Genomic DNA, 24,009 nt, shown 5'->3' with positions numbered 1-24,009 from the left:
AATGAATATAGAAGGAAATACAGTTACTGTAAAAAAATCATCTAAAGATTTATTTGAATTTCTAACCAAATTAGAAAACTTTGAACAACTAATGCCTGAAAATACTCAAAAATTTGAGGTTGACGGTGATAGTTTTATTTTTGGCTTAAAAGGTATGCCAGAAATTCGTTTAGTAATGAAAGAAAAAACTGAATACTCTAATGTTACTTTAGGGGCTGCAAGTAGTAAATTACCTTTTACCTTAGCTTCTGACATTAGTGAAGTTAGTGACAATGAAAGTCAAGTTACTTTAAAATTCAACGGTGAGTTTAATGCAATGATGGCTATGATGGTTAAAGCACCTTTAACTAAATTTATTGGCACTCTTACTGAAAATTTAGAAAAGCTATAAAGTAGCGAACGAAACTTCTTTCAAACCAAACTCTTGAATCGTTTCGTTTTCTAATTCTATTTGGAGATTTCCGCTTTTTGAAACTCCAATAATTTTACCCATAAATAAAATGTTCTGGCTGTTTTTAAACATTGTTGGAACATTTTTTTTATACAACACTTTTAAGTAAGCTTCTTCTAGTAAATTATATTCTTTTCTTTCTAAGAGATTAAAATACCCTTTTAGATTCTTTAAAAGATTTTCTAATAACACATCCAAGTCAAATTCTCTTTCTAAAATCTTTTTTGCAGAAGACGCATTGGGTAAGTTATTAGGAAATGAATTTTGATTTACATTAATCCCAATTCCTATTACGGAAGACACTATATTACTCCCTTTCAGGATATTTTCAATTAATATACCTCCTAGCTTTTTATTCCCTGACAGAATGTCGTTTGGCCATTTTACCGACAAATTTGGTAATCCCAACGCTTCTAAAGCTTGAAAAACACTCAGTGAAACGCAAAAATTCAAATATTTATGATTCTCCACTTTTAAGTCTATAAACCTAGAAAACACACTAAAAGTAAGGTTCTTTCCTTCTTCTACAACCCATTCAGAGTTCATTTGTCCCCTCCCTTTGGTTTGTGTTTTTGCAACCACTACCGTAAAATCATCAACTACCACTTTTGACACCATATTCTTTAAAAAGGTGTTGGTAGAGTCGATGGCATTAAGTTTGATTATTTTCATGTAGATTTTGCGTGTAAAACAAGTATCAATATTACATAAATTACTCGCAAAAAAATAATAACTTTGCTAAAACTTAATTTTTTTTAATGACAATAAAACAAACAAACACAGACGATCTTTTAGCTGTGATTATTAAAGGGATTGATGATGTAAAAGGAGAGGATATCCAATTACTAGATTTAAGAGAGATAGAAAACACTGTTTGTGATTATTTTGTAGTTTGTTCTGCTAACTCGAACACACAAGTTAATGCCATTTCGGGCTCTGTACAAAAAATAGTAAGTAAGGAACTAAAAGATAAACCTTGGCATATTGAAGGGCAAGGAAACTCTGAATGGGTTCTTATGGATTACGTAAACGTTGTTGTACACATCTTTCAAAAACAAGTTCGTGAATTTTACGACATTGAAAGCCTTTGGGGAGATGCAAAAATTACAGAAATCAACCCAGCATAATTGCTAACATTTTATACACCTTTTTATGAGTGATAATAAAAAAAACGCGCCAAAATTTAGTTTTAACTCGTTTTGGCTATACATACCAATAATAGTTATTTTATTAGGATTAAGCTTTTTTAATTCTGGTAACTTAGGTTCTCGTAATATTACAAAAAACGAGTTTACTAAAATTCTTCAAGCAAACGACATTAAAGAAATCGTTGTAGAAAACAACAATGTTGCTCAAATATTTTTAAAGCCTGAAGCAGAAAAAAAAGAAGAACATAAAAAACTAGCAGACTCTCCTTTTTATAGAAAAGGCTCACCTTTATACACTTATAACTTTGGTGATTTGCAAAATTTTGAAAACGAAATCAACAAAGAAAAAGAAAATAAAAACCTTGATTTCGATAAAGTAAATGTGGAAAGAACTAGCATGATGGATACTATCATTAGCTTCCTTCCTTTCATTTTACTTATTGTTATTTGGCTTTTCTTTATGAGAAGAATGTCTGGAGCTGCTGGGGGTGGCGGTGCTGGAGGGCAAATCTTTAACATCGGTAAGTCTAAGGCTAAACTTTTTGACGAAAACACTAAGGTTAAAACTACCTTTAAAAATGTAGCTGGTTTAGAAGGTGCTAAAGAAGAAGTTCAAGAAATTGTAGACTTCTTAAAGAGCCCTGAAAAATACACAAAATTAGGTGGTAAAATTCCTAAGGGAGCTTTATTAGTAGGACCTCCAGGAACGGGTAAAACCTTATTAGCTAAAGCTGTTGCTGGTGAAGCTGGTGTACCTTTTTTCTCTTTATCTGGTTCAGATTTTGTTGAAATGTTTGTAGGGGTTGGAGCTTCTCGTGTGCGTGACTTATTTAAACAAGCGCAACAAAAGTCACCTTCTATTATATTTATTGATGAAATTGATGCTATTGGACGTGCTAGAGGTAAAAATAGCATGACCGGTGGTAATGATGAACGTGAGAATACCTTAAACCAATTACTTACTGAAATGGATGGCTTTGGTACTGACACTAATGTAATTGTGTTAGCTGCTACCAACCGTGCAGATGTATTAGATAAAGCATTAATGCGTGCTGGTCGTTTTGATCGTCAAATTTATGTTGACTTACCAGATTTACATGAGCGTAGAGAAATTTTTGAGGTTCATATTAAACCTTTAAAATTAGCTGCAAATGCCGATTTAGAATTTTTAGCACAACAAACACCTGGATTCTCAGGTGCAGATATTGCCAACTTATGTAACGAAGCTGCCTTAATTGCTGCCAGAAAAGGTAAAGAGGCTATTGAGCATCAAGACTTTTTAGATGCTGTTGATAGAATTGTAGGCGGGTTAGAAAAGAAAAATAAAGTTATCACTCCTAAAGAAAAGAAAGTAATTGCTTTTCATGAAGCTGGTCATGCAACCGTTAGTTGGATGTTAGAACACGCTGCTCCTTTAGTTAAGGTAACTATTGTTCCTCGTGGTCAATCATTAGGTGCTGCTTGGTATCTTCCTGAAGAGAGAAAAATTGTTCAAACAGAACAAATGCTTGATGAAATGTGTGCTACCATGGGAGGTAGAGCTGCTGAAAAATTAATTTTCAATAAAATCTCAACTGGAGCGTTAAGTGATTTAGAGAAGGTTACTAAACAAGCTCGAGCTATGGTTACTGTTTATGGTTTAAATGACAAAGTAGGAAACGTTACTTACTATGATTCTTCAGGTAATGATTCCTTTGTAAAGCCGTACAGTGAAGCAACTGCACAAAAAATTGATGAAGAAATTTCTGAAATAATAGAAAATCAATATAAAAGAGCTGTTGATTTACTAGATCAAAACAGAGATAAATTAACTGAATTAGCTGATTTATTACTTGAAAAAGAAGTTATATTTAAAGATGATTTAGTAAAAATATTTGGAGACAGGCCTTTTGGTAAAAAGGAAAAACCTGAAATTACAACAGAAGAATAGTTTTTATTTTAATGAATTTTTTCAAAAAATTATTTAGAACATATCAAGAATCATCTAAAGAAAAAAAAGTCAACGAACAAGAAGTTCATTTGTCTTTAGATGATTCTTTTGTTCATCATTTTATTAATAAAGGAGGAAAATTTTTATACTGTACATCAATAAATGAAGTAAGTAATAACTTAAAAAACATCTTACAAGAAAATAATTGGCGTAAAGTTACTTGTACTGATTTTGATTTATTAAAGATTACTGAAAAAATTGATATCTCTGTACAAAACCATTCCTCAGAATCTGTACCTTTTTTTACATCTTGTGAACATTTAATTGCTGATAAAGGAGAAATTTTATTTTCATCTAATCAATTAGGCAGTCATAAAATAGCTTCTCTCTCTAAACATTTTATTGTTTATGCAACTACGAGTCAGCTAGTAAAAAACACAGGAGAAGGATTAACAGGTATTAAAACACATTTTAGCGGTAATATACCAACCAACATTAGTTCTATTAAGAATTATACGTTTGAAGTTGAAGATGATAATTTCTTGAGTTATGGTAATAATAACACAAAAGATTTATATTTGCTGCTCTTTGAAGACCTTTAAAATATGTCTAACCTTTTTGTAAGAAGCCTTTCTGCTCTTGTTTATGCTTTTCTATTTATTTCTGCCATTCTTTTTTCAGCAGAAACATATATAGGACTGCTTGCTCTTTTTGCTACTGTTTGTATCTGGGAGTTTTCTAAAATTACACAAATTAAAAGTATTATCCCTTATATTCTTTTAGTCTGTATTACTTATATTTCCTTTCAAGGTACAGCTTTTAAGTATAACGACTATTTATTCGGTTTTACTATAGTCGGGTCACTTATCTTACTATATTTACTTATAAGCTCTAAGCTAATTAAAACGGGCACTTTAACTCAAAAGTTATTTTTACAAGTTATATACTTGATATTACCGTTTTATTTCTTAATGAACCTTCCCTTTATTGAAAATACTTATCATCCAAACATAATTATTTATATAATTTTTATTATTTGGACTAATGATAGTTTTGCTTTTTTAGTTGGTAAAAATTTTGGTAAACGAAAATTATTTAAAAAAGTATCTCCTAAAAAAACAATTGAAGGTTTTATAGGTGGTTTGTTATTTTCAATAATTGCTGGTTTTATAATCGGTCAATACTCAGGAATTTTTTCAATTTTAGACTGGGTAATCATTGCTATTATAGTTGCTATTTTGGGTTCTTTAGGAGATTTAGTAGAATCTAAGTTTAAAAGACAAGCAAATGTGAAAGATAGCGGTACAATTATGCCAGGTCACGGAGGCTTATTAGATAGACTAGATAGCTTGTTTTTCCTTGCTCCCTTCGTATATTTGTACATTCATTACATTATGTAAACTATCTACACATACAAACCTCACTTATGGAAGATGATTTAGATTTGAAGTTTAAAGAAGCTTATCAAAAGGCATCCGAACTAGAGGAAAAGCTTCCTCCTGATCTTATGTTACGTTTATATGCTTACTATAAACAAGCGGTAAAAGGAGATAGGTTTACTTTTAATGACAATAGCGACTTACGAAATGCTTTTAAATTTAATGCTTGGATGCAACTTAGAGGCATGAACGAACGAGAAGCAAAAAAAGAATATATTAAATTAGTAAATTCAATCATAAAATAAACCTCATGAAAAAAATCGTTTATTCTTTAGTTATCTGTTTTACAGCTTTTCAAATGACATCTTGTAAATCAGAAGCAAAAAAAGAGACAGAAACTACAAAAGAAGAAATTAAAACAGAAAAAAAAGCTGCATTTGTATTGCAAGATGCTGACAACTTAATAAACTGGACAGCTTATAAAACTACTGAAAAAGTACCTGTAAATGGTCAATTTCAAAAAGTAAACATTACTGCTGGTGGTGAAGCTGATACAGCTAAAGATGCTATCAACAATGCTGAATTTTCTATTCCTGTAAGTAGTATTTTCACAAAAGACACAAGCAGAGACTTTAAAATTAAAAAGTTTTTCTTCGGAGTAATGGATAAAACTGAATTACTTTCTGGTAAGTTAATTTTAGAAAATGATTCTATTGGTCATGCTAACTTAACTATGAATGGTGTAACTAAAAAACTTCCTTTTAAATATACTTTAAATGGTAAAGAATTTAGTTTAAATACAACCATGAAAATTACCGATTGGCAAGCTGACAAAGCATTAGAATCTTTAAACACTGCGTGTAAAGACTTACATAAAGGTGCTGATGGAGTTTCTAAAACTTGGGATGAAGTAGCTTTAAACATTACATCTGTTTTTAAATAAAAACCGATTAACATATATTTGAAAGCCTCAGAATTATTCTGAGGCTTTTATTTTTAATGTACTTCAAACATCCATTTTTTTACTGGTTTATAAAAAATAATAACCAATAAACCTATCATTACTGAAACTACTCCTAGATTAGCATATACAGAAACATATGAGTATAACTGATGAAAAACTTCAGATTGCTCAATAACATTTTTTGAAGACAAACCTGTAAGCACTTGGGTTACCTCCCCAAATAAACCTTTTGAAAACACTCCTAAGCTTCCATTAACAACAGTAGTTAAGTTAGCTATTTTTCCGGCAAAAAAATGACCATAAAAGTTTGCTGAAAACCATACCCCCATAATAAAGGCAATATATTTTACTGGTGAAAGCTCTGTCATTTTAGACAACCCTATTGGTGATAAAAATAACTCTCCTGTTGTTAATATAAAATATCCTAAAATTAAATACACCATTGGTGTTTTCGCAAAATCATCAACTTGGTAGCCTGACAGACTAAAAGTTATAAAACCTAATCCTAAAAACAACAATCCCAATCCAAACTTCACAACAGAATTCGGGTTTTTATGTATTCTATGTAAATACCCCCAAAGCATTGAGAATGGAATAGCCATAAGAATTATAAAAGTTGAATTAATACTATTTGTTTGAGCAGCATTCATCCCTACTAAATTAACATTCCTATCTGCAAACAAGGTTAATGAACTACCTGCTTGTTCAAAAATTGCTGCAAACAACGTATAAAGAATGGTAAAGAATATAGCTACAGAAAGTTTTTTACGCTCTTTTGAAGTTACAGTTCGTAAAATCTTTACCAAAAACAATATTAGAAATAACGAAACAATCCAAACCAAGTAATGTTCAAACTCATGATAATAAACTATCAATGCAAATACAGGTACTGATAAAAGTGCTGCGATTGTTACTAAGTTTCCTTTTTTTACACCAAATTGTTTTTCTTCATATAGCCTTTGATTTGGCACCAAACCTTCATCTTTAAAAACATTTTTTTTAAGTCCACCTTTAAACACCAACAACCCTAACAACATTCCTATTCCTGCTAAAACAAATCCATAATGCCAACCATACAACTCTGCCAACCATGCACATAATAATGGAGCTACTGCACCACCAATATTTATCCCCATATAGAAAATAGTAAACCCAGCATCTCTCCTACTATCACCTTCCGTATATAATTTTCCTACAAATGAAGATATATTAGGTTTAAAAAAACCATTACCAACAATAATTAGAGACAGTGATCCATAAAAAAACATAGGATGTTCAAAAGTTAAAAAGAAGTGTCCTAGCGCCATTAATACACCTCCTAAAATAATAGCTTTTCTAAACCCTAAAATTTTATCAGCTAGCATTCCGCCAATCATTGGGGTGACATATACTAACGACATATATGCAGCATACACTCCAAAAGACATTTCATCAGAAAACAATAAATGTTTAGTCATGTATAATACCAGTAATGCTCGCATTCCATAAAAAGAAAAACGCTCCCATAGTTCAGCAAAAAATAAATACAAAAGTCCTCTTGGATGCCCTAAAACATCAGTTCTTGAATCCATATGTTCCATAAATTTTAAATTTAAGCGAATGTATCTTTCGCCATGTAAAATCAGAAGACATGTAGTTAATTGTAGTAAAAAATAAGCTTTTGTAAGTTTTTGTAACCTCTTTGGAAACGAAAATTAACTTCAATTTAATATTACTAAACACTTTTATGATAGTATTACTATTATATTTGCATAATTGATTTTTAATTATGAAAAATTTACTATCGAACCTAAAAATAGAAATACCCTCAGGAATATATATAAAAGACCCTGAGACCTCTGAATTAGGTAAAAGAATAATAGAAAATAGTATCATATTAATTGAAGAAATTGGTTTTGAAAATTTCAATTTTAAGAAACTTGGTAAGGTAATAGGCTCTAACGAAAGCTCTATATATCGCTACTTTGAAAGCAAACATAAACTATTAGTTTACTTAACTTCTTGGTATTGGGGTTGGATTCAATATTTATTAGTAATAGAAACTTATAGTATAAATAATCCAAAAGAAAAATTAATTAAAGCTATTGAAGTTCTTGCTAAAGAAACGGAACAAGACAATAACTTTTCACATATTAATGAAGCTTTACTTAGCCTAATTGTAATCAATGAAAACTCTAAATCATACTCAACAAAAGAAGTTGACACTGAAAATAAGGAAGGATTCTTTAAATTATATAAAGAAGTAGTAAAACGTTTTGCTGAAATGATTAGTAATTACAACAATTCTTACAAACATCCACTAACACTTGCAAGCACCATTATTGAAGGTATTCTGCATCAGCAATTTATAAAAATGCATTTTAAATCACTTACTAATTGTGATAAAGGCTCGAATACTACATCTTTTTTTATTGAATTAACTTTAAACGTACTTTCAAATGAAAGAGAAAAATAAACTAACTCCATGGCAACGGTTTTTGGGCTTAATAAATTTAGAGAAAAAAGACACCTTGCAAATAGCATATTACGCTATTTTTGAAGGTATTGTTGCTTTATCTTTACCTTTAGGGGTACAAGCTATTATAAACTTATTACAGGCAGCACAAGTTTCTGCTTCTTGGATTGTATTAGTTATTTTGGTTACCGCTGGTGTTGCATTTAGTGGAATTCTAAAACTAATGCAGTTTAGAATAATTGAAACTATTCAACAAAGAATTTTCACTAGAGCATCCATAGAGCTTAGCTATCGTTTTCCTAAAATTAAAATGATTGAACTAAGAAGTTATTATCCTCCTGAGCTTGCTAATCGCTTTTTTGATACTTTAACTATTCAAAAAGGTATTTCAAAAATATTGATAGATGCTCCTTCTGCTCTATTACAAATTATTTTTGCTTTATTACTCCTTTCATTTTACCATCCATTTTTTATCATTTTCGGATTATTAGTTTTACTATTAATTTATGTTGTTTTTAAATACACAGCAAAGAAAGGGTTAGAAACAAGTTTAAAAGAGTCAAAAAACAAATATAAAGTAGCTCACTGGCTACAAGAAATTGCAAGAACTATTATAAGTTTTAAATTATCAGGAAAAACAAAATTAGCTCTTGAAAAAAGTGATATTCTAGTAGATGATTATTTAAAATCTAGAGAAAGTCACTTTAAAATACTTGTTATGCAGTACATTCAAATGATAAGTTTTAAAGTAATTATTACTGCTGGCTTATTACTTATAGGTGGTTTTTTAGTACTTACACAGCAAATGAATATTGGTCAGTTTGTCGCTGCTGAAATTATTATCATCCTTATTATGAATTCAGTGGAGAAATTAATATTAGGACTTGAATCTTTTTACGATGTACTTACTTCAATAGAGAAATTAGGAGAAGTTATTGATAAACCAATAGAAATACAAGAAGGTAGTAGTATCAATAAAGATAAACCTTTTAAAATTGAACTTCAAGATGTTTCATATGTTGTAAATAATAGGTCAAAACCAGTAATAAATAACGTTTCTTTTGAAATAAATCCTAACGATAGGATTTTGATTCAAGGAAGTAGTAACTCAGGAAAATCTAGTTTAATTCAATTAATTTCTGGTTTAATTGAACCTACTTCTGGAGATATTTTTGCAAACGATTTATCATTAAAAGGCATTTTTACTAATAATTATAGAGCTAACTTAGGGTTGTCTCTTTCTGAAGAAACTCCTTTTGAAGGAACTATTAGAGAAAATATAACCTTTGGAGATTCATCTATCACTGACGAGGAAATATACAGTATTTTTAAAATTACAGGACTAACAGAGTTTCTAAAACAGCAACCTAAAGGTTTAGACACTTATTTAAAACCTGAAGGGAAACTTATTGCTTATACAGTAGCTAAAAAAATTATTCTTTCTAGAGCAATCATTAAAAAACCAAAACTTCTCATTTTGGAAGATCCGCTTGATTTGTTTGAAAAAGATGAAGCTGAAAAGATAATTGATTTCATTACTGATGTTTCTCAACCATGGAGTTTAATTATTGTAAGCCGTAATGAACACTGGAAAAAGAAGTGCAACAAACAAATTACCCTTGAAAAAGGTAGTATAACTAACTTTAAATCCTAGGTAATCATGTTAAATATATCAAAAAACACCATTTCAGATCAAATAGATATCACAAAATTCAAATCTGGAAAAGACATTTTTACAAAAGAGTACCACAAATTATTTAAAAGGTTTTTACTAGTCTTTTCCGTTATCTTGATTATTATCTTGTTTTTACCTTGGACTCAAAATGTATCCAGCGAAGGACATGTTACTACGTTAAAACCTAATCAACGTCCACAAACACTACAATCTCAAATACCTGGACGTATAGAAGAATGGTTTGTACAAGAGGGAGATTTTGTAAAGAAAGGAGATACTATTTTAAGGATTTCAGAAATAAAAAGTAGCTATTTTGACACTAAACTTGCTGAAAGAACTGGTAAACAGTTAAATTCTAAAACACTATCTGCTAAAGCATATAACAATAAAATTAATGCTTTAGAAAATCAAATTATAGCTATTAAAAAAGAGCGTAAACTCAAACTAGAACAAGCGAAAAACAAATTAAAACAAGCTTATTTAAAAGCAAAAAGTGACAGTATTGATTTTGAAGCTATTAAAATAAAACAGAAAATCGCTCAAACTCAATTTGATAGAACTTCTACCCTAGAAAAAGAGGGACTAAAAGCTGTAAAAGATGTTGAAGAAAAAAGTGCTAAACTTCAAGAACTATCCGCTAAATTAATTTCTCAAGAGAATAAATTTTTTACTTCTAAAAATAATATTATCAATGCTCAATTAGCTATTAGTAGCACACAAGCTTCTTATGCTGATAAATTATCTAAAACAGAAAGCAGCTTGTATAGTGCACAATCTGGTGCTTATGAAGCTGATGTTCAGGTTTCAAAATTAGAAACTAGTTTAGCTAATTATAGTAAGCGAAGTTCTTTGTTATTCATTACTGCTCCGCAAGATGGGTACATTAACAAAACTATAAAATCTGGTATTGGAGAAACTTTTAAGGAAGGTGAGCAATTAGTAAACATTATGCCTGCAAATTACGATTTAGCAGTTGAAATGTATATACAACCTATCGACTTACCATTAATACATGTTGGTGAAGAAGTTCGAGTTCAGTTTGATGGTTGGCCAGCAATGGTTTTTAGTGGTTGGCCTAATGTATCGTACGGAACGTATAGTGCTAAAATTGTAGCCATCGAAAATTTTATTAGCAACAATGGAAAGTATCGTGTTTTAATTGTACCAAATAATAAACAGGAACCATGGCCAGAAGCCATTAGAGTAGGTTCTGGTGCTAAAACTATTGCCTTATTAGAAAATGTACCGATATGGTTTGAGTTATGGAGACAGATTAATAGCTTCCCTCCCAACTTTTATCAACCAGGTAACAAAGGAGGTGACAAAAAAAACTAAAAAAGAGGAGTAATAAACTTCTTAGCAAATAAAAACAAGTCAAAATACCACACTGACTATCTAACAATTAAAAAAGACAACTAAATGAAAAGGTTATACATCCTTTTTTTATTACTAAGTGTTGTAACAACAGCTCAAAACAATATAAGTACTCAACTTAGTTTAGAAGAGTATTTAGGGTATGTAAAAAAACATCATCCTGTTATAAAGCAAGCTGAACTTATTACTAGTACCAATGAGGCTAAACTATTAAAAGCTAGAGGTGGTTTTGATCCTAAAATAGAAGTAGATTATGACAGAAAGGAGTTTAAAGGAAAAGATTACTACAAAAAGCTAAATTCAACCTTTAAAATACCAACTTGGTATGGAATAGAGTTAAAAGGTAGTTATGAAAATAACTCTGGTCAGTATTTAAACCCTGAACATAACACTCCTGAAAATGGATTATACAATGTTGGTGTATCAGTTTCTTTGGCCAAAAACTTATTCATTAATAAAAGAATGGCTACTTTAAAACAAGCTAAACTATACACGCAACAAGGTAAATTAGAGCAGCAATTACTAGTTAACGATATTTTATTTGAAGCAATTAACACATACTTAAACTGGTTACAGTACTACCAAAGTTATAATATTTATAGAGATTATTGTACTAATGCAGGTATCAGGTTAAAAAACGTAAAGAAAAGCTTTAGAGCAGGAGACAAGCCTGCAATTGACACTTTAGAAGCTAATATTAATTTAAAAAACAGAAATTTAGACTTAGAAAAAGCGAAAGTCAAATATATTAAATCTAAGCTAGAACTCTCTAATTACTTATGGATAGGAAACAATATTCCTATGGAAGTAAAAGAAGAAATAGTTCCTGATAGTACTACTTTTTCTAATATTGATACTATTTTAAACACTTCAATAACTACCTTATTTGATGATGAGTTTGAAAATCACCCTAAATTAAAATTACTGGAATTAAAGAAAAGAAACTTAGAAATAAATAAACAATTAAAAGTAAACAACTTATTACCTAAAGTAGATTTTCAATATAATTTCCTTGCTTCAAAAGTGGATAATTTTGATGCTTTTAGCACTGCTAATTATAAAAATTCTCTTCAAGTTAGTATTCCTCTTTTTTTACGTAAATCAAGAGGTGATTTAAAACTTGCTAAATTAAAGCTACAAGATATCGACTTTGAAATTGTATCAACCAAAGTCTCTTTAAAAAACAAAATAACTGCTACTGAGCAAGAAATTACATCATATAAAAAACAAAATGATATTTTAAAAAATCTTGTAAGCGACTACAATACAATTGTAAAAAGTGAAGAGCGCAAATTTTCTTTGGGAGAAAGTTCTATTTTCTTAATTAATTACAGAGAAATAAAATTAATTGAAAGTAAATTAAAAGAAATTGAAAATCAGTATGAATATTCCAAAACCAAAGGAAAACTTATAAAGCTATTAGGTAAACTAAATAGTTTATAACTGTAGTTTATATTCCTCTAACAAAGCTTCATCGATAACTATATGCTCTGGAAGAATTCGCAAACGGTATTTACTTTCACCTATAAATGTAATTAGATCTTTACGTTCTAATTTTTCTTCTTCTAGGTTCAAAATTGAATTTATATTATCTATAATTCTTGTAACGTATGTTTGACTTTTGATATCTCCTCCTGAATTTACTATGATTGATTGTTTTTCTGCATCTAAGAATTTTCTTCTATAGGCAAACGCTAATAGGTTTTTATACTGTGTTGTTTTTGACCCAAAATCTATTTTAACATTCACTATTCCTTTAGACGGAATGGTTAGTTTTATTAATGACCAATCTAAAAACTGAATTTTCATTTCATTGGGTTTTGGCGTATGTGCTAATTGTATTACCCAGCTTGTAGCTAACACTAAAAAAACTGACACTAACGATGTTTTTGCTATAACTCTTATTAGTTGATTTGTAAACTCATTATCAAAACCAATAAAAACGTCTGATAATTGAGATACAAATAATAAAACAATTACTGTAACTGATATAAAAGCTACTAATTTTAAATCTCTATACATAAAAGTCCTATAAAAGGAAACTCCCATTAAGAAACATAAAAAGGTTGTTAATAATACATCAGGAAGTGCTGCTATTTTTACTCCATAATAGAAATTATTACCATATAAAGAGGAGAACAACAAAGTTATTGAAGCCACAACAACAATTATAAGTGCTATAATTTTTACATTCTTTTCATTTCTGTAAATAAACTTGGGTGCATCATAGACATAATATAATGCCATCAACCAAAATAAATTATTTACTGTTGATAGGATATTAACTCCAACTTGATGGGTGATTGTATTTTCAAAAGTGAAGTAATTTACTGAGAGTGCCCAAATACCAGAAATAACCCACACTAACATTCCAAAGCTAAAGTAAAGCAAGCCCTTATCAACCCTTTTTATTGAGTTTCCCTCTTCTAAAACTTCTTTAAACCGCTTCCTTATGTTATAGTATATTGCCAATAACAACACAGCTCCAATAAAAGAAATACACGTATGTAATAAGTTATGAAACTGTGTTACTTCAGCCATTTATTGTAAGATTTTAGAAACTAAATCTTTTTTTGCTTTTTTATCATCCCCAAATAACCATTGTAATACATTATCTTCCCACATTTCATCCTTCTCCTGTTCAGTAATAATTTCTCTGTCAATAGCTAAATCAAGAATTTTCCCTGGGTATGATGATTGAATTTCGCTTTCCATTTCTCCTAACGGGTATGGATCATCTAACCCTATCAATACTTGTTTTGAACCTTGGTTTTTAATCAACAAATCTAAAGATCCTGTATCGTGAACCAACGTATCAAAGAAAATATTTTTACTTCCTACCGCTTTTCTTGGATGGCTTTTTCCCTCAAATAAATCAGGTCTTCCGTCAAACCCTTGAATACGGCGTCCTAAATTCATTTGAGCTAACTGACCTCCATGAGCAAAACAAACTCGCATATTTGGATACTTCTCATAATATCCATTCAATGTTAAAAAGTGATATGCATCTGCACACTGTGCCAACATCCAAATTAAATGGAAACGCCACGAAGTATTTTGTAGTTTGATAAATTTTTCACCATCATACGGATGAATTTCAACCGCTAAATTATATTTATCTGCCAACTCAAAAATCGGTTCATTTTCTTCATCAAAAATACAACGCCAAGTTCCAATCGTATCCATATAGTGTGTTGGTAAACACAACAAACGCATACCTAACACCTCTACACAACGCTCAATTTCCCATAAAGCTCCACGAACAAATCCTGGATGTACCACAAAACCACAAGTAAACTTACCTGGGTTATCATGTTGAACACGTGCATTAAAATCATTTTGAAAACGTAACGCTTGCTTCATTTCTTCTAAGCGTAATCCGTTTCCGTATAATTGAGATAGATTCAAAACAACTGCATGGTCAATTTTAAAATGGTCCATCCATTCAAGTTTTTCATCCAAAAAGAAACTAGAGTCTGTTACGGGTCGACTCCAATCTTTTTGCAACATGAACTTTCTATCCTTATCTACCCAAAAAATTCCTTTATCTTTCATAAACTGAGGAATCTGCTCTGGATAAGGCAGTAAATGTGAATGTCCGTTTATTCGTAGTTTGCGTTTTGTCATTTTCTTTTCTATTAAGATATCTATGCTTTATTAGGAGCTTCCATTACTGTTCCACATTTATCACAAGTACATTTTTTTGTATCAGAATAATACTTGTCAAAAATTATTGGCATATCGGTTTCAATATTATCTAAAGCAAACTCTTCTCTATACAATTGATGTCCACAATTTTCGCAGTACCATTCTAAAGCATCCATCATTCCCTCATCACGTGGATATTCAATAACCAAACCTACTGTGTTTGCTTTTCGCTGCGGTGAATGCGGAACTTTTCCTGGTAATAAATAAATATCTCCTTCATTAATTTCAACATCAATCATTTTACCTTTGTCATCAATAATTTTCAGCACCATATCTCCTTCTAATTGATAGAAGAATTCCGGTGTTTCATTGTAGTGATAATCTTTACGATTGTTAGGCCCTCCAACAACCATTACGATATACTCACCATTGTCCCATACTTGCTTATTTCCTACAGGCGGTTTTAGTAAATGACGGTTTTCATCTATCCATTTTTTGAAATTCAAAGGTTGTACTAACTTGCTCATTTTATTTAGATTTTTAAACTTTTAGACATCAAATTCAAGATTGTTTTAAAGGTACTTAAATAGTCTTGTTTCTAAAAGTCTTTATGCTGGATTCTTTTATAAAGACTTTGTTCTACCACCATCAACAGGAACATTTATTCCGTTGATAAAACTCGCTTTCTCACTTGCTAAAAACACTACTGCATTGGCAATTTCTTCAGGTTTCGCAAAACGTTTTGCTGGAGAAGCATTTTTCATGGTCTCTGCAACTTCTTCAATTGTCTTTCCTGTTTTTGCTGCTTTATTATTAATAATTTCAGTCAACCTTTCAGTACCAGTGGCTCCTGGTAATACATTGTTTACAGTAATTCCGAATTGTCCTAATTCATTTGCCAAGGTTTTGCTCCAATTAGCTACAGCACCACGAATGGTGTTTGATACTCCTAAGCCATCTAATGGTTGTTTTACCGAAGTAGAAATTACATTAATAATCCTACCATAATTTTGTTCTTTCATAAAAGGAACCACAGCTTGTACCAACACATGATTACATTTTAAGTGCATTGTAAAAGCTCTTTCAAATTCTTCTATTTTAGCATTAAATACTGGACCTCCAGCTGGACCTCCCGTATTATTTACTAGAATATGGAACTGTAAATCAGTTGCTGCTAACTTTTCTTTTAATTCTTCTGGTTTTGAAAAATCGGCTACCAAATATCCATGCTTTTGATTGTTGTTTGGTAACTCAGCTAAAACTGCTTTTAATTTTTCCTCATTTCTAGCTACCAAGGTTACATTTACTCCTTCTTCTGCTAATTGTATAGCTGATGCTTTTCCTATTCCTTGTGTACTACCACATACCAAGGCATTTTTATGTTGTATCTCTAAATTCATCTTTATTCGTTATTCTGAATCATTTGTTTAATCTTAACTGCTTTCTCAAAATGATCTAATTGATGCGTTTGAATCCACCAAGTAGCCACTTCCATCAGTACTTTCGGATTATCATTCTTATTTTTGAAAAATGCATAAAACGAAAGCCCTACATTTTCTCCTTTTTCAGCAATCTTCTCTTCACAGATAGCAATTATTTTTTGTCGTATTTCCTTATTCATATTTTATACATATATTTTTCGGTTCTGTAAAAAAACGTAACGCTTCAAAACCTCCTTCGCGCCCTACTCCACTTGCCTTCTGACCTCCAAAAGGTGTTCTTAAATCACGCAACAACCAGGTATTTACCCAAACAATTCCTGTGTGCAATTCTTTAGACATTCGCATGGTTCTGGTCAGATTGTTTGTCCAAAGTGTTGATGACAAACCATACACTACATCGTTTGCTAGCTGTAAAGCTTCTTCCTCAGTTTTAAAAGACATCAAGGTTACTACAGGTCCAAAAATTTCTTCTTGATTTAATCTACATCGGTTATCTGAAACTTCAATAATGGTAGGTTGTAAATAATATCCATTCTCACTTCCCTTCACCTCTACTTTATTTCCTCCATAGAGAATTTTGCCGCCTTCTTCTTCAGCAATATCTATATACGATTTTACCTTTTCTAAGTGTGGTTTCGATACCAATGCTCCAATATTTGTATCGGCTTCAAACGGATTTCCTATTTTTAACTGTGATACTTTCTGAACGAAATCTTTTTTGAATTGCTCATAGATACTTTCTTCTACAAAAATTCTACTTCCACACAAACAAATCTGTCCTTGATTCGCAAATGAAGAACGGACTGTGGTTTCTAACATCTTATCATAATCACAATCAGCAAAAATGATATTTGGATTTTTTCCTCCTAACTCTAACGACAATTTCTTAAACATAGGTGCTGCTGTACGAGCTATATGTGCTCCTGTAGTGGTCCCTCCTGTAAATGAAATCGCTTTGATATCTGGATGTTCAATAATGGCTTGCCCTGTGGTAGTTCCTAATCCGTGAACAATATTTAATACTCCTTTAGGCAAACCTGCTTCGTTACAAATTTCTCCTAGTAAATAGGCAGTCATTGGTGTAACTTCACTAGGTTTTGCTACCACACAATTTCCCGCTGCTATTGCCGGAGCAATCTTCCACGTGAATAAATAAAGTGGTAAATTCCACGGAGAAATACACCCCACTACACCAATAGGTTGACGCAAGGTAAAATTCATTGCCCCTAACCCAACGCTCTCATGAGCTTCCGAAGAAAATTGCGTAATCGCATCTGCAAAATATTGAAAATTTGACGATGCTCTCGGAATATCGATTGCAGTAGCTAGACTTAAGGGCTTTCCATTATCCTTAGCCTCTGCTTCTGCTAATTCAGGAAGTTTTTCTTGAATCAAACTCGCTATTTTAGAAAGAATCCTTCTACGTTCATTCAACGTCGTATTTGACCAAGACGGAAAAGCTTCCTTAGCTGCTTTATATGCTAATGCTACGTCTTCCTTAGTTGAATTAGGAATTTGCCCGTAGACCTCTCCAATTGATGGATTATAATTATCGATATAATTATTAGCTACTGGCGCTACCAGTTCTCCGTTTATGTAGTTTTTAATGTTCATTTCATTCACAGATTAAAGAAAAAAGAGAAAAACCTCTTTCGTCTTGGTTCTTTATTCCTGTTTCTTATATGCTACCACTTTAATTTCAATCAATAAGTGAGGATGTGGCAATTGATGTACTGCCACCGTTGTTCTGGTAGGTCCGTTATAGTCGAAATATTCTGCATACACTTGATTATACCCTCCAAAATCATTCATATTTACTAAGAATGACGTTACATCAACAATATCTGACAAATCTGCGCCTACTTCTTGTAAAATATCTCGGATGTTTTCAATCACCGCTCGGGTTTGTTTCTTAATATCTAAGTTGGTAGTTCCGAATTCATCTACCTCAACTCCTTCAAAAGAATTATCAGGTCTACGTGAACTGGTTCCTGACACATAAATAAAATCTCCTACTTGTTTTACATGCGGAAATTTTCCTCTTGGTACTGCCTTTCCTTTGATTACTTTACTGTCCATTTTTTGTGTTTTTTAACTTCCAAGTGCTTTTCTTGTAAGATTTCTCCCTGATCGAAAGCGTTTTTTATGATTTAGCTAGTTCTACTAAATGATTTGTGGTTTTAAAGTTACGAGTAGTTGCGGAAACTTTTAACTTTCTTTCAAAAAAATTATTTGTCAATTTTGTCTTTCCGTATCCTCCTACTGCATTCACATAAACTATATCTTTTAAAATCGTAAACTCATCTTCTTTCGCATCCACTTCTAACTCTTCTACTTTAACACCTTTAAATAAAAAGGTAAAATATTGCTGTTTTTCTGGCAAATGATTATAAGGGTTATTTTGAAGTATTTCTATTACCTCTTTTATCTCTTTTGCCAATACAGCAACTTCATAGCCATATTTTTCTTTAATTTTTGTATGTATTCTTTTTTCTACCTCTCTTAAATCCTCTTCCGTTTTTAACACAATATTTCCACTTTGAATATAGGTTTTCACATCGCTATAATCAAGTTCTTCTAATAGAGCTTTTAATTCTTTCATAGGGATTTTATTTTTCCCTGAAACATTAATACCTCTTAGCAAAATAATAATTGTGTTCATTTTAATCTTCTAATCCTTTTCTTAAAACTTCTTTAATTCCTTCTAAATTATCTGAAAATGACATCATTTGATTTAATATTTGAGCCATTTCATTATTACCTCCAAAGCCTTTTAACTTATTATTCTTAGCAAAAATTTCTTTTATACCATTCCAACGGTTTGTTTCATTTTCTGATAGTCCTCCTATCAATTCCTTGTATTTTAATAAGTTTGCCTCAGCAGAAGAAGTTAATGTTTGTGACTCACTTTCGTAATGAGATAAAACCAATCTTTTCAACTCAACATCATTCATTATTGGTACTACTTTAGCTACTAACTTATTCATATCACGATACGAGCCCTGTAGCTTAAAAGATGGTTCTGTTCTGTATTCATCTTCCTTCGCAGCAGATTCAATGTAAGCTTTGTTTACTTTTAATATTGTATTTCTTATAATTATTACTTTTTCTAAAACCGAAATATAATCTTGAATTTCTTGTTTGGTATGATTTCCTTTCAACTCATCCTCTTGAGTATTGTTTTCAACTCTATTTATCAATGCATAAACATCTTCAAAGTACTTACTACTTAATTGATGTAATATTGGGTTTGATGTTAATGAGTTTTCTATTAAACTAAGTTCAAATAAATGAGCTGTATCCCCTATAATATCTCCTAAATTATATATATCGGCTCTGTTTGCTAACATATCAGGTATTTGAAACTTATCTCCGCTTTCAGTATACGGGTTACCTGCCATAATTACACAAAACTTCTTTCCTCTTAAATCGTACGTTTTAGGCTTACCTTTGTATACTCCTTCTATTTTCCTTGTTCCATCTGAAAGAGAAATAAACTTTTGTAAAAACTCAGGGTTGCAGTGCTGAATATCATCTAAATACAACATTACATTATCACCCATTTCGAATGCTAAGTTTAATTTTTTGAGTTCTTCTCTTGATGCTGAATTTGTCGCTGCTTCTGGGTCTACCGAGGTTACTTCATGACCTATTGCTGGTCCGTTAATTTTCATGAAGATTAACCCCAACCTATTAGCTACGTACTCCATTAATGTAGTTTTTCCATAACCAGGTGGTGATATTAAAAGTAACATTCCCATTCTATCGGTACGCTTATTATCTCCAACTGTTCCTAGTTGCTTAGATAAATTATCACCTATCAGAGGAAAATAAACCTCATCTATTAATTTATTCCTAACAAAAGATGACAATACTCTCGGCTTAAATTCATTTAATTTTAAAGCCTCTTTTAAGTTTTCTACCAATAAATGCTTAGCTTCTTTATAGGCTGTAAAATTAGGAACATCTTCTTTTGAAAAAACTTCTAACTTTTTAATAAATTCATGATAATTAAAATAAAATTCTCCTTCAATAATAGTAGGATGATCACCTTTTAACCCTTTAATTGTTTGTTTAGGATTCGTATGTAAAGCTGTGTTAGGTTCATGATTAAACAGTAATAACGAAATTATTTCATGTATATAATTTTTATTCCCATTTATAGATGCTATAAAAGAGCTAACCCATTGTTTAGTTAATTGAATTTTTGCTGTATAATTTGCAGTTTTTTCAAGATTGCTATTAAACACATTTAATGCATCCTGCTTTGTTAATTGCTTTATAAAATCTTCTTTTATTCCTAGTGCAATAGCACTAATTACAAATGAATTAGTATTATTTAATTGACTAAATAAATAGTTAGCTATTGCTTTTCCTAATTTTTTAGAAAACAATGAAGTTTCTTCTGAAAAAACAATTATTTCTTGGTATAATTTATCTATTAAAAAATCATATTCTTTACTTTCAGGAAAGAATCGTAAAACTTCTCCTGAAGCTTTAATAGAAAAATTGTAATAATCTTGACTTTCTTTAGGTAAAGAATTCCAAAAATATTGAGCAAACCCTCTAATATTTGATGTATATGTTAACAAACCTAATTCGTGGTGCTTATGAACGAGGATATGTAATATTTTAAATGCGTCAATATCGTGTACTCCTTTTACATATCCTTCTGCAAACAAGCTTCCACTTTCATTTTGAACCAGCGTTAATAAATCTTGTTCATTAAGTTTTAATAGTTCTTCTGTTGAATAAGAAGCAAACAGTTTATATGCTAAATAAGAAGACCTATAAACTGAGTTGTTCTCAGAAATTAATTCTTGATCCCAATACTTCTCAGATTTCAATAAGGTTTCGTCTTGAATTTCTTGATAGAAATTTGTTCCTATTAAGTGATAATGTAATGTTTGGTCTTTATAAACTATTGATAAATCAAGTGGTTGTTTATTAACCCCAAATTTGTGTTTTCCTAAACGGATTACATTTTCTCCATCTTCGTATAGCTCTTGTTTATCTTTTAATTTTCTTAACGCATCTTCCTTAGCTACTTTAAGCTGCGTTTCTATAGCTTCCGCTTTACCTACTGATTCTAATTCTTTTAATTGATTAACAATATCTCTAACTTTATTAATCATTAAATCAGCAGCAAAATACCCATTTATATCTTCTACCGATGGGAAACTTTGTGCCTTTTTTGCTATACTTTTTAAAATTCTTTCAGAAGCAGAGCTTAATGCTTCTATTTTTTTGTTTCTTTTTTCTAGTATTGTACTTTTTCGAGCATCAAAAGCATTATGTACTTCTTCTCTCTTCTCAAGAATTAAAGAAATAAATTCTTCAAAATCGGCAAATTTACCTTCTAATTCTTCTAATTGAATTGCTATTTTTGTTAGGAATTCATCACATTTTTCTGGCGTAGTAGCCATATCAATGTAATTTATAATACTTTGATCTATCAATTTTAATTGAGCAGCAAAATCCGCTTTAGCCTCTTTATTCCCTAAAGACTTAATAGCATTTTTTATTCCTGATTTTAATTGATTTAATGTTGCAAAAATTAAAGAAATATTATCAATAATTTTGGTTGACTGTGAAGTATCTTCAATCTCTAAGTTTGTTACAATATCAATTAGAAGTTCTAAGTCTGCTGTTATTTTGTCTACTTCTTTTTCAAGCTTCTTAGCATCTATTACTTTTTTAATAGATGTTAATTGTTCTTGTTTTTCTTGAACACGATTATGATATGGCTTTAAAGCTTGATCATTCAATAAAAATTCTACACATCTTTTTGATATAATAGTGCTTTGTTCTTCAATAGAACTTTCAATTTTTTCTAATACATCAATTGCTATATAACGAACATCTTTTAAGCTAATAACCTGCCCTCTTAATACTCGTAACTCATTTAGTAATTCAACAAAATCTTCTATTGTTTTAAACGATGTACTTTTAATCTTACTTAAAAGTACATTCGATTTTTCTTGAATAACCTTACCTTCTTTTGCTGCTTGTTGCTTTAACTGAGTTACTTTTTCAAATTCATCAATCGCAGCATTGGCAGCATCTTTAATTTCTGCAACAGGTATACTTAATTGTTCTGTTTCAGGTTCGTTTATCCAATAATAACTACTATTAATATCATTTGATTTCTTAGCTATGTCATTGTACAAGCCAGCATAACTATCTTCTTTATTTAAAAGAGTTATTAATTCATGGCATTCTGCCATTGCTTTAACAATATCCTTATTACCAATCTTATACAACAAAGTGTCTTCATGTGATGAAGGAATGTTGTCTGTTTTTAGATAAGGGGTTTGCCAAATTTGAACAACATGATGTTTTGTTTGTTCATTTTCTGTTTTAAAATAACACAACTCTCCATCCTTCAAAATTGTAAAGCCATTACAAACAATAGGTGTTTTTACCTCTTGCTCGATAATATTATAAGACATTAGTATGTAAAGTCCTCTTATTGTTGCATAAAATACATATAGAAAATCTTCTCCGTTAGGAGAAACTATTTTCTCTTGAAACTTTACATCTTTAGTATTGTTTTGAAAAAGTTTATACTGACCTGTTTGTAAATAATATCCGTCAGGAAAAATAAGACCTTGATCATCTGGCAATAATACTGCACAGTCTTTAATACTATCAACTTTTTGAACTTCTTGTAATTTGTGGTTATAAATAAAATAACGTGCTTCTTCTTGAAATGGTTTTATTTCAAGCAAAATAAGGTTTCCTAAATCAGCGTAACGAAACTGACCGTCATCCAATGTTTGATCAATATGTTCTACTGGTTCTTCAAGAATTCCCTTCCCTTCATCAGTATTATCTTCTATCTTGATAGTTAGGTCACCTCCAATAGTTTCTACAAAAACTTTATCTAAAATAGAAATATGAGAATACGTACCATAACGGTGCATATCTCTGGTTACTTCCCGCCAATTAAATTCATGTTGCTTTGGAAACTTGTATTCATGTTCACTTCTATTATCAACATATACTAATTCATTTTCTTTTATTAACCATTTAAAAGTCTTTACATCTGTTTTATTTTCACTTAATTGAAAAACCATATGAAGGTAATTATCGATAATTGCAAATTTTGCAAAAATGGTATTTCGATAATACTTATATAAGTTAGTAAAGTCTGTTATAAAGGTTTCGTTATGAAGAAAATCTAGTGGTTTAGGTTGAAATCGATTTTCATTAAACTCATATGCACTAAAAACATCTGATAATTCGATAACTGTTCTTAGTCCAAAATGAACATTGTACCCAAAGATTGAGGTGTTTCCTAAAGAAACTATATCTCTAGCAATACAGTTGTTTTCTGTGTTAATTCTATCATTTGCTATAAGCTTTGTTTCAACTGTACCAAATACAAGCTTTCTTTCTTCGTTTAATCTTTGTAACCTATCTAGTAGCTCTTTTTTTTGTTTTTGAAGACGATTCTGGATAATCTCATAGGTTCCGCCATCAAGTTGTTGATTTTTCATGCAAAAAAATTACGAGTTTAAAATTAATATTAAAACACTTA

The 24,009-nt window shown here is 30.7% G+C and carries 22 protein-coding genes; 11 read left to right on the top strand and 11 right to left on the bottom strand.

Going from position 1 to position 24,009, the window contains the following annotated elements; all coding sequences use genetic code 11:
* Position 1: 1 nt before the first annotated feature.
* Positions 2-391, top strand: coding sequence for an SRPBCC family protein (locus ACQYZ7_RS06380; protein ID WP_430728940.1), 390 nt, complete (start codon positions 2-4; stop codon positions 389-391).
* Here ACQYZ7_RS06380 and ACQYZ7_RS06375 read toward each other — a convergent pair.
* Positions 386-1,123, bottom strand: coding sequence for a biotin--[acetyl-CoA-carboxylase] ligase (locus ACQYZ7_RS06375; protein WP_430728939.1), 738 nt, complete (start codon positions 1,121-1,123; stop codon positions 386-388). The two genes, ACQYZ7_RS06380 and ACQYZ7_RS06375, sit on opposite strands and share 6 nt — an antisense overlap.
* Before the next feature lie 86 nt (positions 1,124-1,209).
* On the opposite strand from ACQYZ7_RS06375, the gene rsfS reads away from it, so the two are divergent.
* Genes rsfS through ACQYZ7_RS06345 form a run of 6 tightly spaced genes read left to right on the top strand, consistent with a single transcriptional unit; the run spans position 1,210 to position 5,851 of the window.
* Positions 1,210-1,578: a ribosome silencing factor gene (rsfS, locus tag ACQYZ7_RS06370; protein ID WP_047789323.1), complete on the top strand. Its 369-nt coding sequence runs from the start codon at positions 1,210-1,212 to the stop codon at positions 1,576-1,578.
* Between the two features lie 25 nt (positions 1,579-1,603).
* Entirely contained in the window at positions 1,604-3,529 is a 1,926-nt protein-coding gene (gene ftsH, locus ACQYZ7_RS06365; RefSeq protein ID WP_303506954.1) for an ATP-dependent zinc metalloprotease FtsH, read from the top strand.
* Positions 3,530-3,540: 11 nt separating this feature from the next.
* Positions 3,541-4,131, top strand: coding sequence for a hypothetical protein (locus ACQYZ7_RS06360; protein ID WP_430728938.1), 591 nt, complete (start codon positions 3,541-3,543; stop codon positions 4,129-4,131).
* Positions 4,132-4,134: 3 nt separating this feature from the next.
* A complete protein-coding gene (locus ACQYZ7_RS06355) occupies positions 4,135-4,929 on the top strand; it encodes a phosphatidate cytidylyltransferase (RefSeq protein ID WP_430728937.1) in 795 nt (264 codons plus the stop codon).
* Between the two features lie 26 nt (positions 4,930-4,955).
* Complete coding sequence (locus ACQYZ7_RS06350; RefSeq protein WP_115900899.1) at positions 4,956-5,213, top strand: acyl-CoA-binding protein; 258 nt, start codon at positions 4,956-4,958, stop codon at positions 5,211-5,213.
* A gap of 5 nt (positions 5,214-5,218) precedes the next feature.
* Positions 5,219-5,851, top strand: a complete 633-nt coding sequence (locus ACQYZ7_RS06345; protein WP_430728936.1) for a YceI family protein — start codon at positions 5,219-5,221, stop codon at positions 5,849-5,851.
* 53 nt (positions 5,852-5,904) lie between these two features.
* On the opposite strand, the gene ACQYZ7_RS06340 is transcribed toward ACQYZ7_RS06345, so the two are convergent.
* Positions 5,905-7,443: a peptide MFS transporter gene (locus tag ACQYZ7_RS06340; RefSeq protein ID WP_430728935.1), complete on the bottom strand. Its 1,539-nt coding sequence runs from the start codon at positions 7,441-7,443 to the stop codon at positions 5,905-5,907.
* Positions 7,444-7,640: 197 nt separating this feature from the next.
* On the opposite strand from ACQYZ7_RS06340, the gene ACQYZ7_RS06335 reads away from it, so the two are divergent.
* From ACQYZ7_RS06335 to ACQYZ7_RS06320, 4 genes are all read left to right on the top strand, one after another.
* Positions 7,641-8,327 (top strand): TetR/AcrR family transcriptional regulator, encoded by a 687-nt coding sequence (locus ACQYZ7_RS06335; RefSeq protein WP_430728934.1) that lies wholly within the window; start codon positions 7,641-7,643, stop codon positions 8,325-8,327.
* Positions 8,311-9,981, top strand: coding sequence for a peptidase domain-containing ABC transporter (locus ACQYZ7_RS06330; protein ID WP_430728933.1), 1,671 nt, complete (start codon positions 8,311-8,313; stop codon positions 9,979-9,981). The genes ACQYZ7_RS06335 and ACQYZ7_RS06330 overlap by 17 nt, the downstream gene beginning before the upstream one ends.
* Positions 9,982-9,987: 6 nt before the next feature.
* On the top strand, positions 9,988-11,337 hold the full coding sequence (locus ACQYZ7_RS06325) for an HlyD family secretion protein (protein WP_430728932.1): 1,350 nt from the start codon (positions 9,988-9,990) through the stop codon (positions 11,335-11,337).
* Positions 11,338-11,421: 84 nt separating this feature from the next.
* Positions 11,422-12,819 carry a TolC family protein gene (locus tag ACQYZ7_RS06320; RefSeq protein WP_430728931.1) on the top strand — a complete coding sequence of 466 codons (1,398 nt, stop codon included), beginning with the start codon at positions 11,422-11,424 and terminating at the stop codon, positions 12,817-12,819.
* Here ACQYZ7_RS06320 and ACQYZ7_RS06315 read toward each other — a convergent pair.
* From ACQYZ7_RS06315 to ACQYZ7_RS06275, 9 genes are all read right to left on the bottom strand, one after another.
* The gene (locus tag ACQYZ7_RS06315) at positions 12,814-13,917 is read right to left on the bottom strand and encodes a hypothetical protein (RefSeq protein WP_430728930.1); all 1,104 of its coding nucleotides are present in this window, start codon (positions 13,915-13,917) and stop codon (positions 12,814-12,816) included. The two genes, ACQYZ7_RS06320 and ACQYZ7_RS06315, sit on opposite strands and share 6 nt — an antisense overlap.
* Entirely contained in the window at positions 13,918-15,003 is a 1,086-nt protein-coding gene (locus ACQYZ7_RS06310) for an amidohydrolase family protein (protein WP_430728929.1), read from the bottom strand.
* Between the two features lie 20 nt (positions 15,004-15,023).
* Positions 15,024-15,551, bottom strand: coding sequence for a 3-hydroxyanthranilate 3,4-dioxygenase (locus tag ACQYZ7_RS06305; protein WP_430728928.1), 528 nt, complete (start codon positions 15,549-15,551; stop codon positions 15,024-15,026).
* A gap of 96 nt (positions 15,552-15,647) precedes the next feature.
* Complete coding sequence (locus ACQYZ7_RS06300; protein ID WP_430728927.1) at positions 15,648-16,424, bottom strand: SDR family oxidoreductase; 777 nt, start codon at positions 16,422-16,424, stop codon at positions 15,648-15,650.
* Between the two features lie 2 nt (positions 16,425-16,426).
* Complete coding sequence (locus ACQYZ7_RS06295) at positions 16,427-16,645, bottom strand: DUF6500 family protein (RefSeq protein ID WP_430728926.1); 219 nt, start codon at positions 16,643-16,645, stop codon at positions 16,427-16,429.
* Positions 16,638-18,080 (bottom strand): aldehyde dehydrogenase, encoded by a 1,443-nt coding sequence (locus tag ACQYZ7_RS06290; protein ID WP_430728925.1) that lies wholly within the window; start codon positions 18,078-18,080, stop codon positions 16,638-16,640. Before ACQYZ7_RS06290 ends, ACQYZ7_RS06295 begins: the two co-directional genes overlap by 8 nt.
* 51 nt (positions 18,081-18,131) lie before the next feature.
* Positions 18,132-18,545, bottom strand: a complete 414-nt coding sequence (locus tag ACQYZ7_RS06285) for a RidA family protein (protein ID WP_430728924.1) — start codon at positions 18,543-18,545, stop codon at positions 18,132-18,134.
* 64 nt (positions 18,546-18,609) lie between these two features.
* A complete protein-coding gene (locus tag ACQYZ7_RS06280) occupies positions 18,610-19,128 on the bottom strand; it encodes a DUF1697 domain-containing protein (RefSeq protein WP_430728923.1) in 519 nt (172 codons plus the stop codon).
* Position 19,129: 1 nt separating this feature from the next.
* The gene (locus ACQYZ7_RS06275) at positions 19,130-23,968 is read right to left on the bottom strand and encodes a DNA repair ATPase (protein WP_430728922.1); all 4,839 of its coding nucleotides are present in this window, start codon (positions 23,966-23,968) and stop codon (positions 19,130-19,132) included.
* Between the last annotated feature and the right edge of the window lie 41 nt (positions 23,969-24,009).

Origin of the sequence: Tenacibaculum sp. SDUM215027 (assembly GCF_050566205.1) — a bacterium.
Lineage (GTDB): Bacteria > Bacteroidota > Bacteroidia > Flavobacteriales > Flavobacteriaceae > Polaribacter.
This window is presented reverse-complemented; position numbering and strand designations above follow the sequence as displayed.

What these genes read in the sequence shown, in the direction of transcription:
- ftsH (WP_303506954.1), top strand. Translation starts at nt 1,604, where the DNA reads ATGAGTGATAATAAAAAAAACGCGCCAAAATTTAGTTTTAACTCGTTT.
- ACQYZ7_RS06355 (WP_430728937.1), top strand. Translation starts at nt 4,135, where the DNA reads ATGTCTAACCTTTTTGTAAGAAGCCTTTCTGCTCTTGTTTATGCTTTT.
- ACQYZ7_RS06380 (WP_430728940.1), top strand. Translation starts at nt 2, where the DNA reads ATGAATATAGAAGGAAATACAGTTACTGTAAAAAAATCATCTAAAGAT.
- ACQYZ7_RS06295 (WP_430728926.1), bottom strand. Translation starts at nt 16,645, where the DNA reads ATGAATAAGGAAATACGACAAAAAATAATTGCTATCTGTGAAGAGAAG.
- ACQYZ7_RS06305 (WP_430728928.1), bottom strand. Translation starts at nt 15,551, where the DNA reads ATGAGCAAGTTAGTACAACCTTTGAATTTCAAAAAATGGATAGATGAA.
- ACQYZ7_RS06285 (WP_430728924.1), bottom strand. Translation starts at nt 18,545, where the DNA reads ATGGACAGTAAAGTAATCAAAGGAAAGGCAGTACCAAGAGGAAAATTT.
- ACQYZ7_RS06310 (WP_430728929.1), bottom strand. Translation starts at nt 15,003, where the DNA reads ATGACAAAACGCAAACTACGAATAAACGGACATTCACATTTACTGCCT.
- ACQYZ7_RS06320 (WP_430728931.1), top strand. Translation starts at nt 11,422, where the DNA reads ATGAAAAGGTTATACATCCTTTTTTTATTACTAAGTGTTGTAACAACA.
- ACQYZ7_RS06300 (WP_430728927.1), bottom strand. Translation starts at nt 16,424, where the DNA reads ATGAATTTAGAGATACAACATAAAAATGCCTTGGTATGTGGTAGTACA.
- ACQYZ7_RS06275 (WP_430728922.1), bottom strand. Translation starts at nt 23,968, where the DNA reads ATGAAAAATCAACAACTTGATGGCGGAACCTATGAGATTATCCAGAAT.
- ACQYZ7_RS06360 (WP_430728938.1), top strand. Translation starts at nt 3,541, where the DNA reads ATGAATTTTTTCAAAAAATTATTTAGAACATATCAAGAATCATCTAAA.
- ACQYZ7_RS06280 (WP_430728923.1), bottom strand. Translation starts at nt 19,128, where the DNA reads ATGAACACAATTATTATTTTGCTAAGAGGTATTAATGTTTCAGGGAAA.
- ACQYZ7_RS06325 (WP_430728932.1), top strand. Translation starts at nt 9,988, where the DNA reads ATGTTAAATATATCAAAAAACACCATTTCAGATCAAATAGATATCACA.
- ACQYZ7_RS06375 (WP_430728939.1), bottom strand. Translation starts at nt 1,123, where the DNA reads ATGAAAATAATCAAACTTAATGCCATCGACTCTACCAACACCTTTTTA.
- ACQYZ7_RS06290 (WP_430728925.1), bottom strand. Translation starts at nt 18,080, where the DNA reads ATGAACATTAAAAACTACATAAACGGAGAACTGGTAGCGCCAGTAGCT.
- rsfS (WP_047789323.1), top strand. Translation starts at nt 1,210, where the DNA reads ATGACAATAAAACAAACAAACACAGACGATCTTTTAGCTGTGATTATT.
- ACQYZ7_RS06340 (WP_430728935.1), bottom strand. Translation starts at nt 7,443, where the DNA reads ATGGATTCAAGAACTGATGTTTTAGGGCATCCAAGAGGACTTTTGTAT.
- ACQYZ7_RS06315 (WP_430728930.1), bottom strand. Translation starts at nt 13,917, where the DNA reads ATGGCTGAAGTAACACAGTTTCATAACTTATTACATACGTGTATTTCT.
- ACQYZ7_RS06350 (WP_115900899.1), top strand. Translation starts at nt 4,956, where the DNA reads ATGGAAGATGATTTAGATTTGAAGTTTAAAGAAGCTTATCAAAAGGCA.
- ACQYZ7_RS06335 (WP_430728934.1), top strand. Translation starts at nt 7,641, where the DNA reads ATGAAAAATTTACTATCGAACCTAAAAATAGAAATACCCTCAGGAATA.
- ACQYZ7_RS06330 (WP_430728933.1), top strand. Translation starts at nt 8,311, where the DNA reads ATGAAAGAGAAAAATAAACTAACTCCATGGCAACGGTTTTTGGGCTTA.
- ACQYZ7_RS06345 (WP_430728936.1), top strand. Translation starts at nt 5,219, where the DNA reads ATGAAAAAAATCGTTTATTCTTTAGTTATCTGTTTTACAGCTTTTCAA.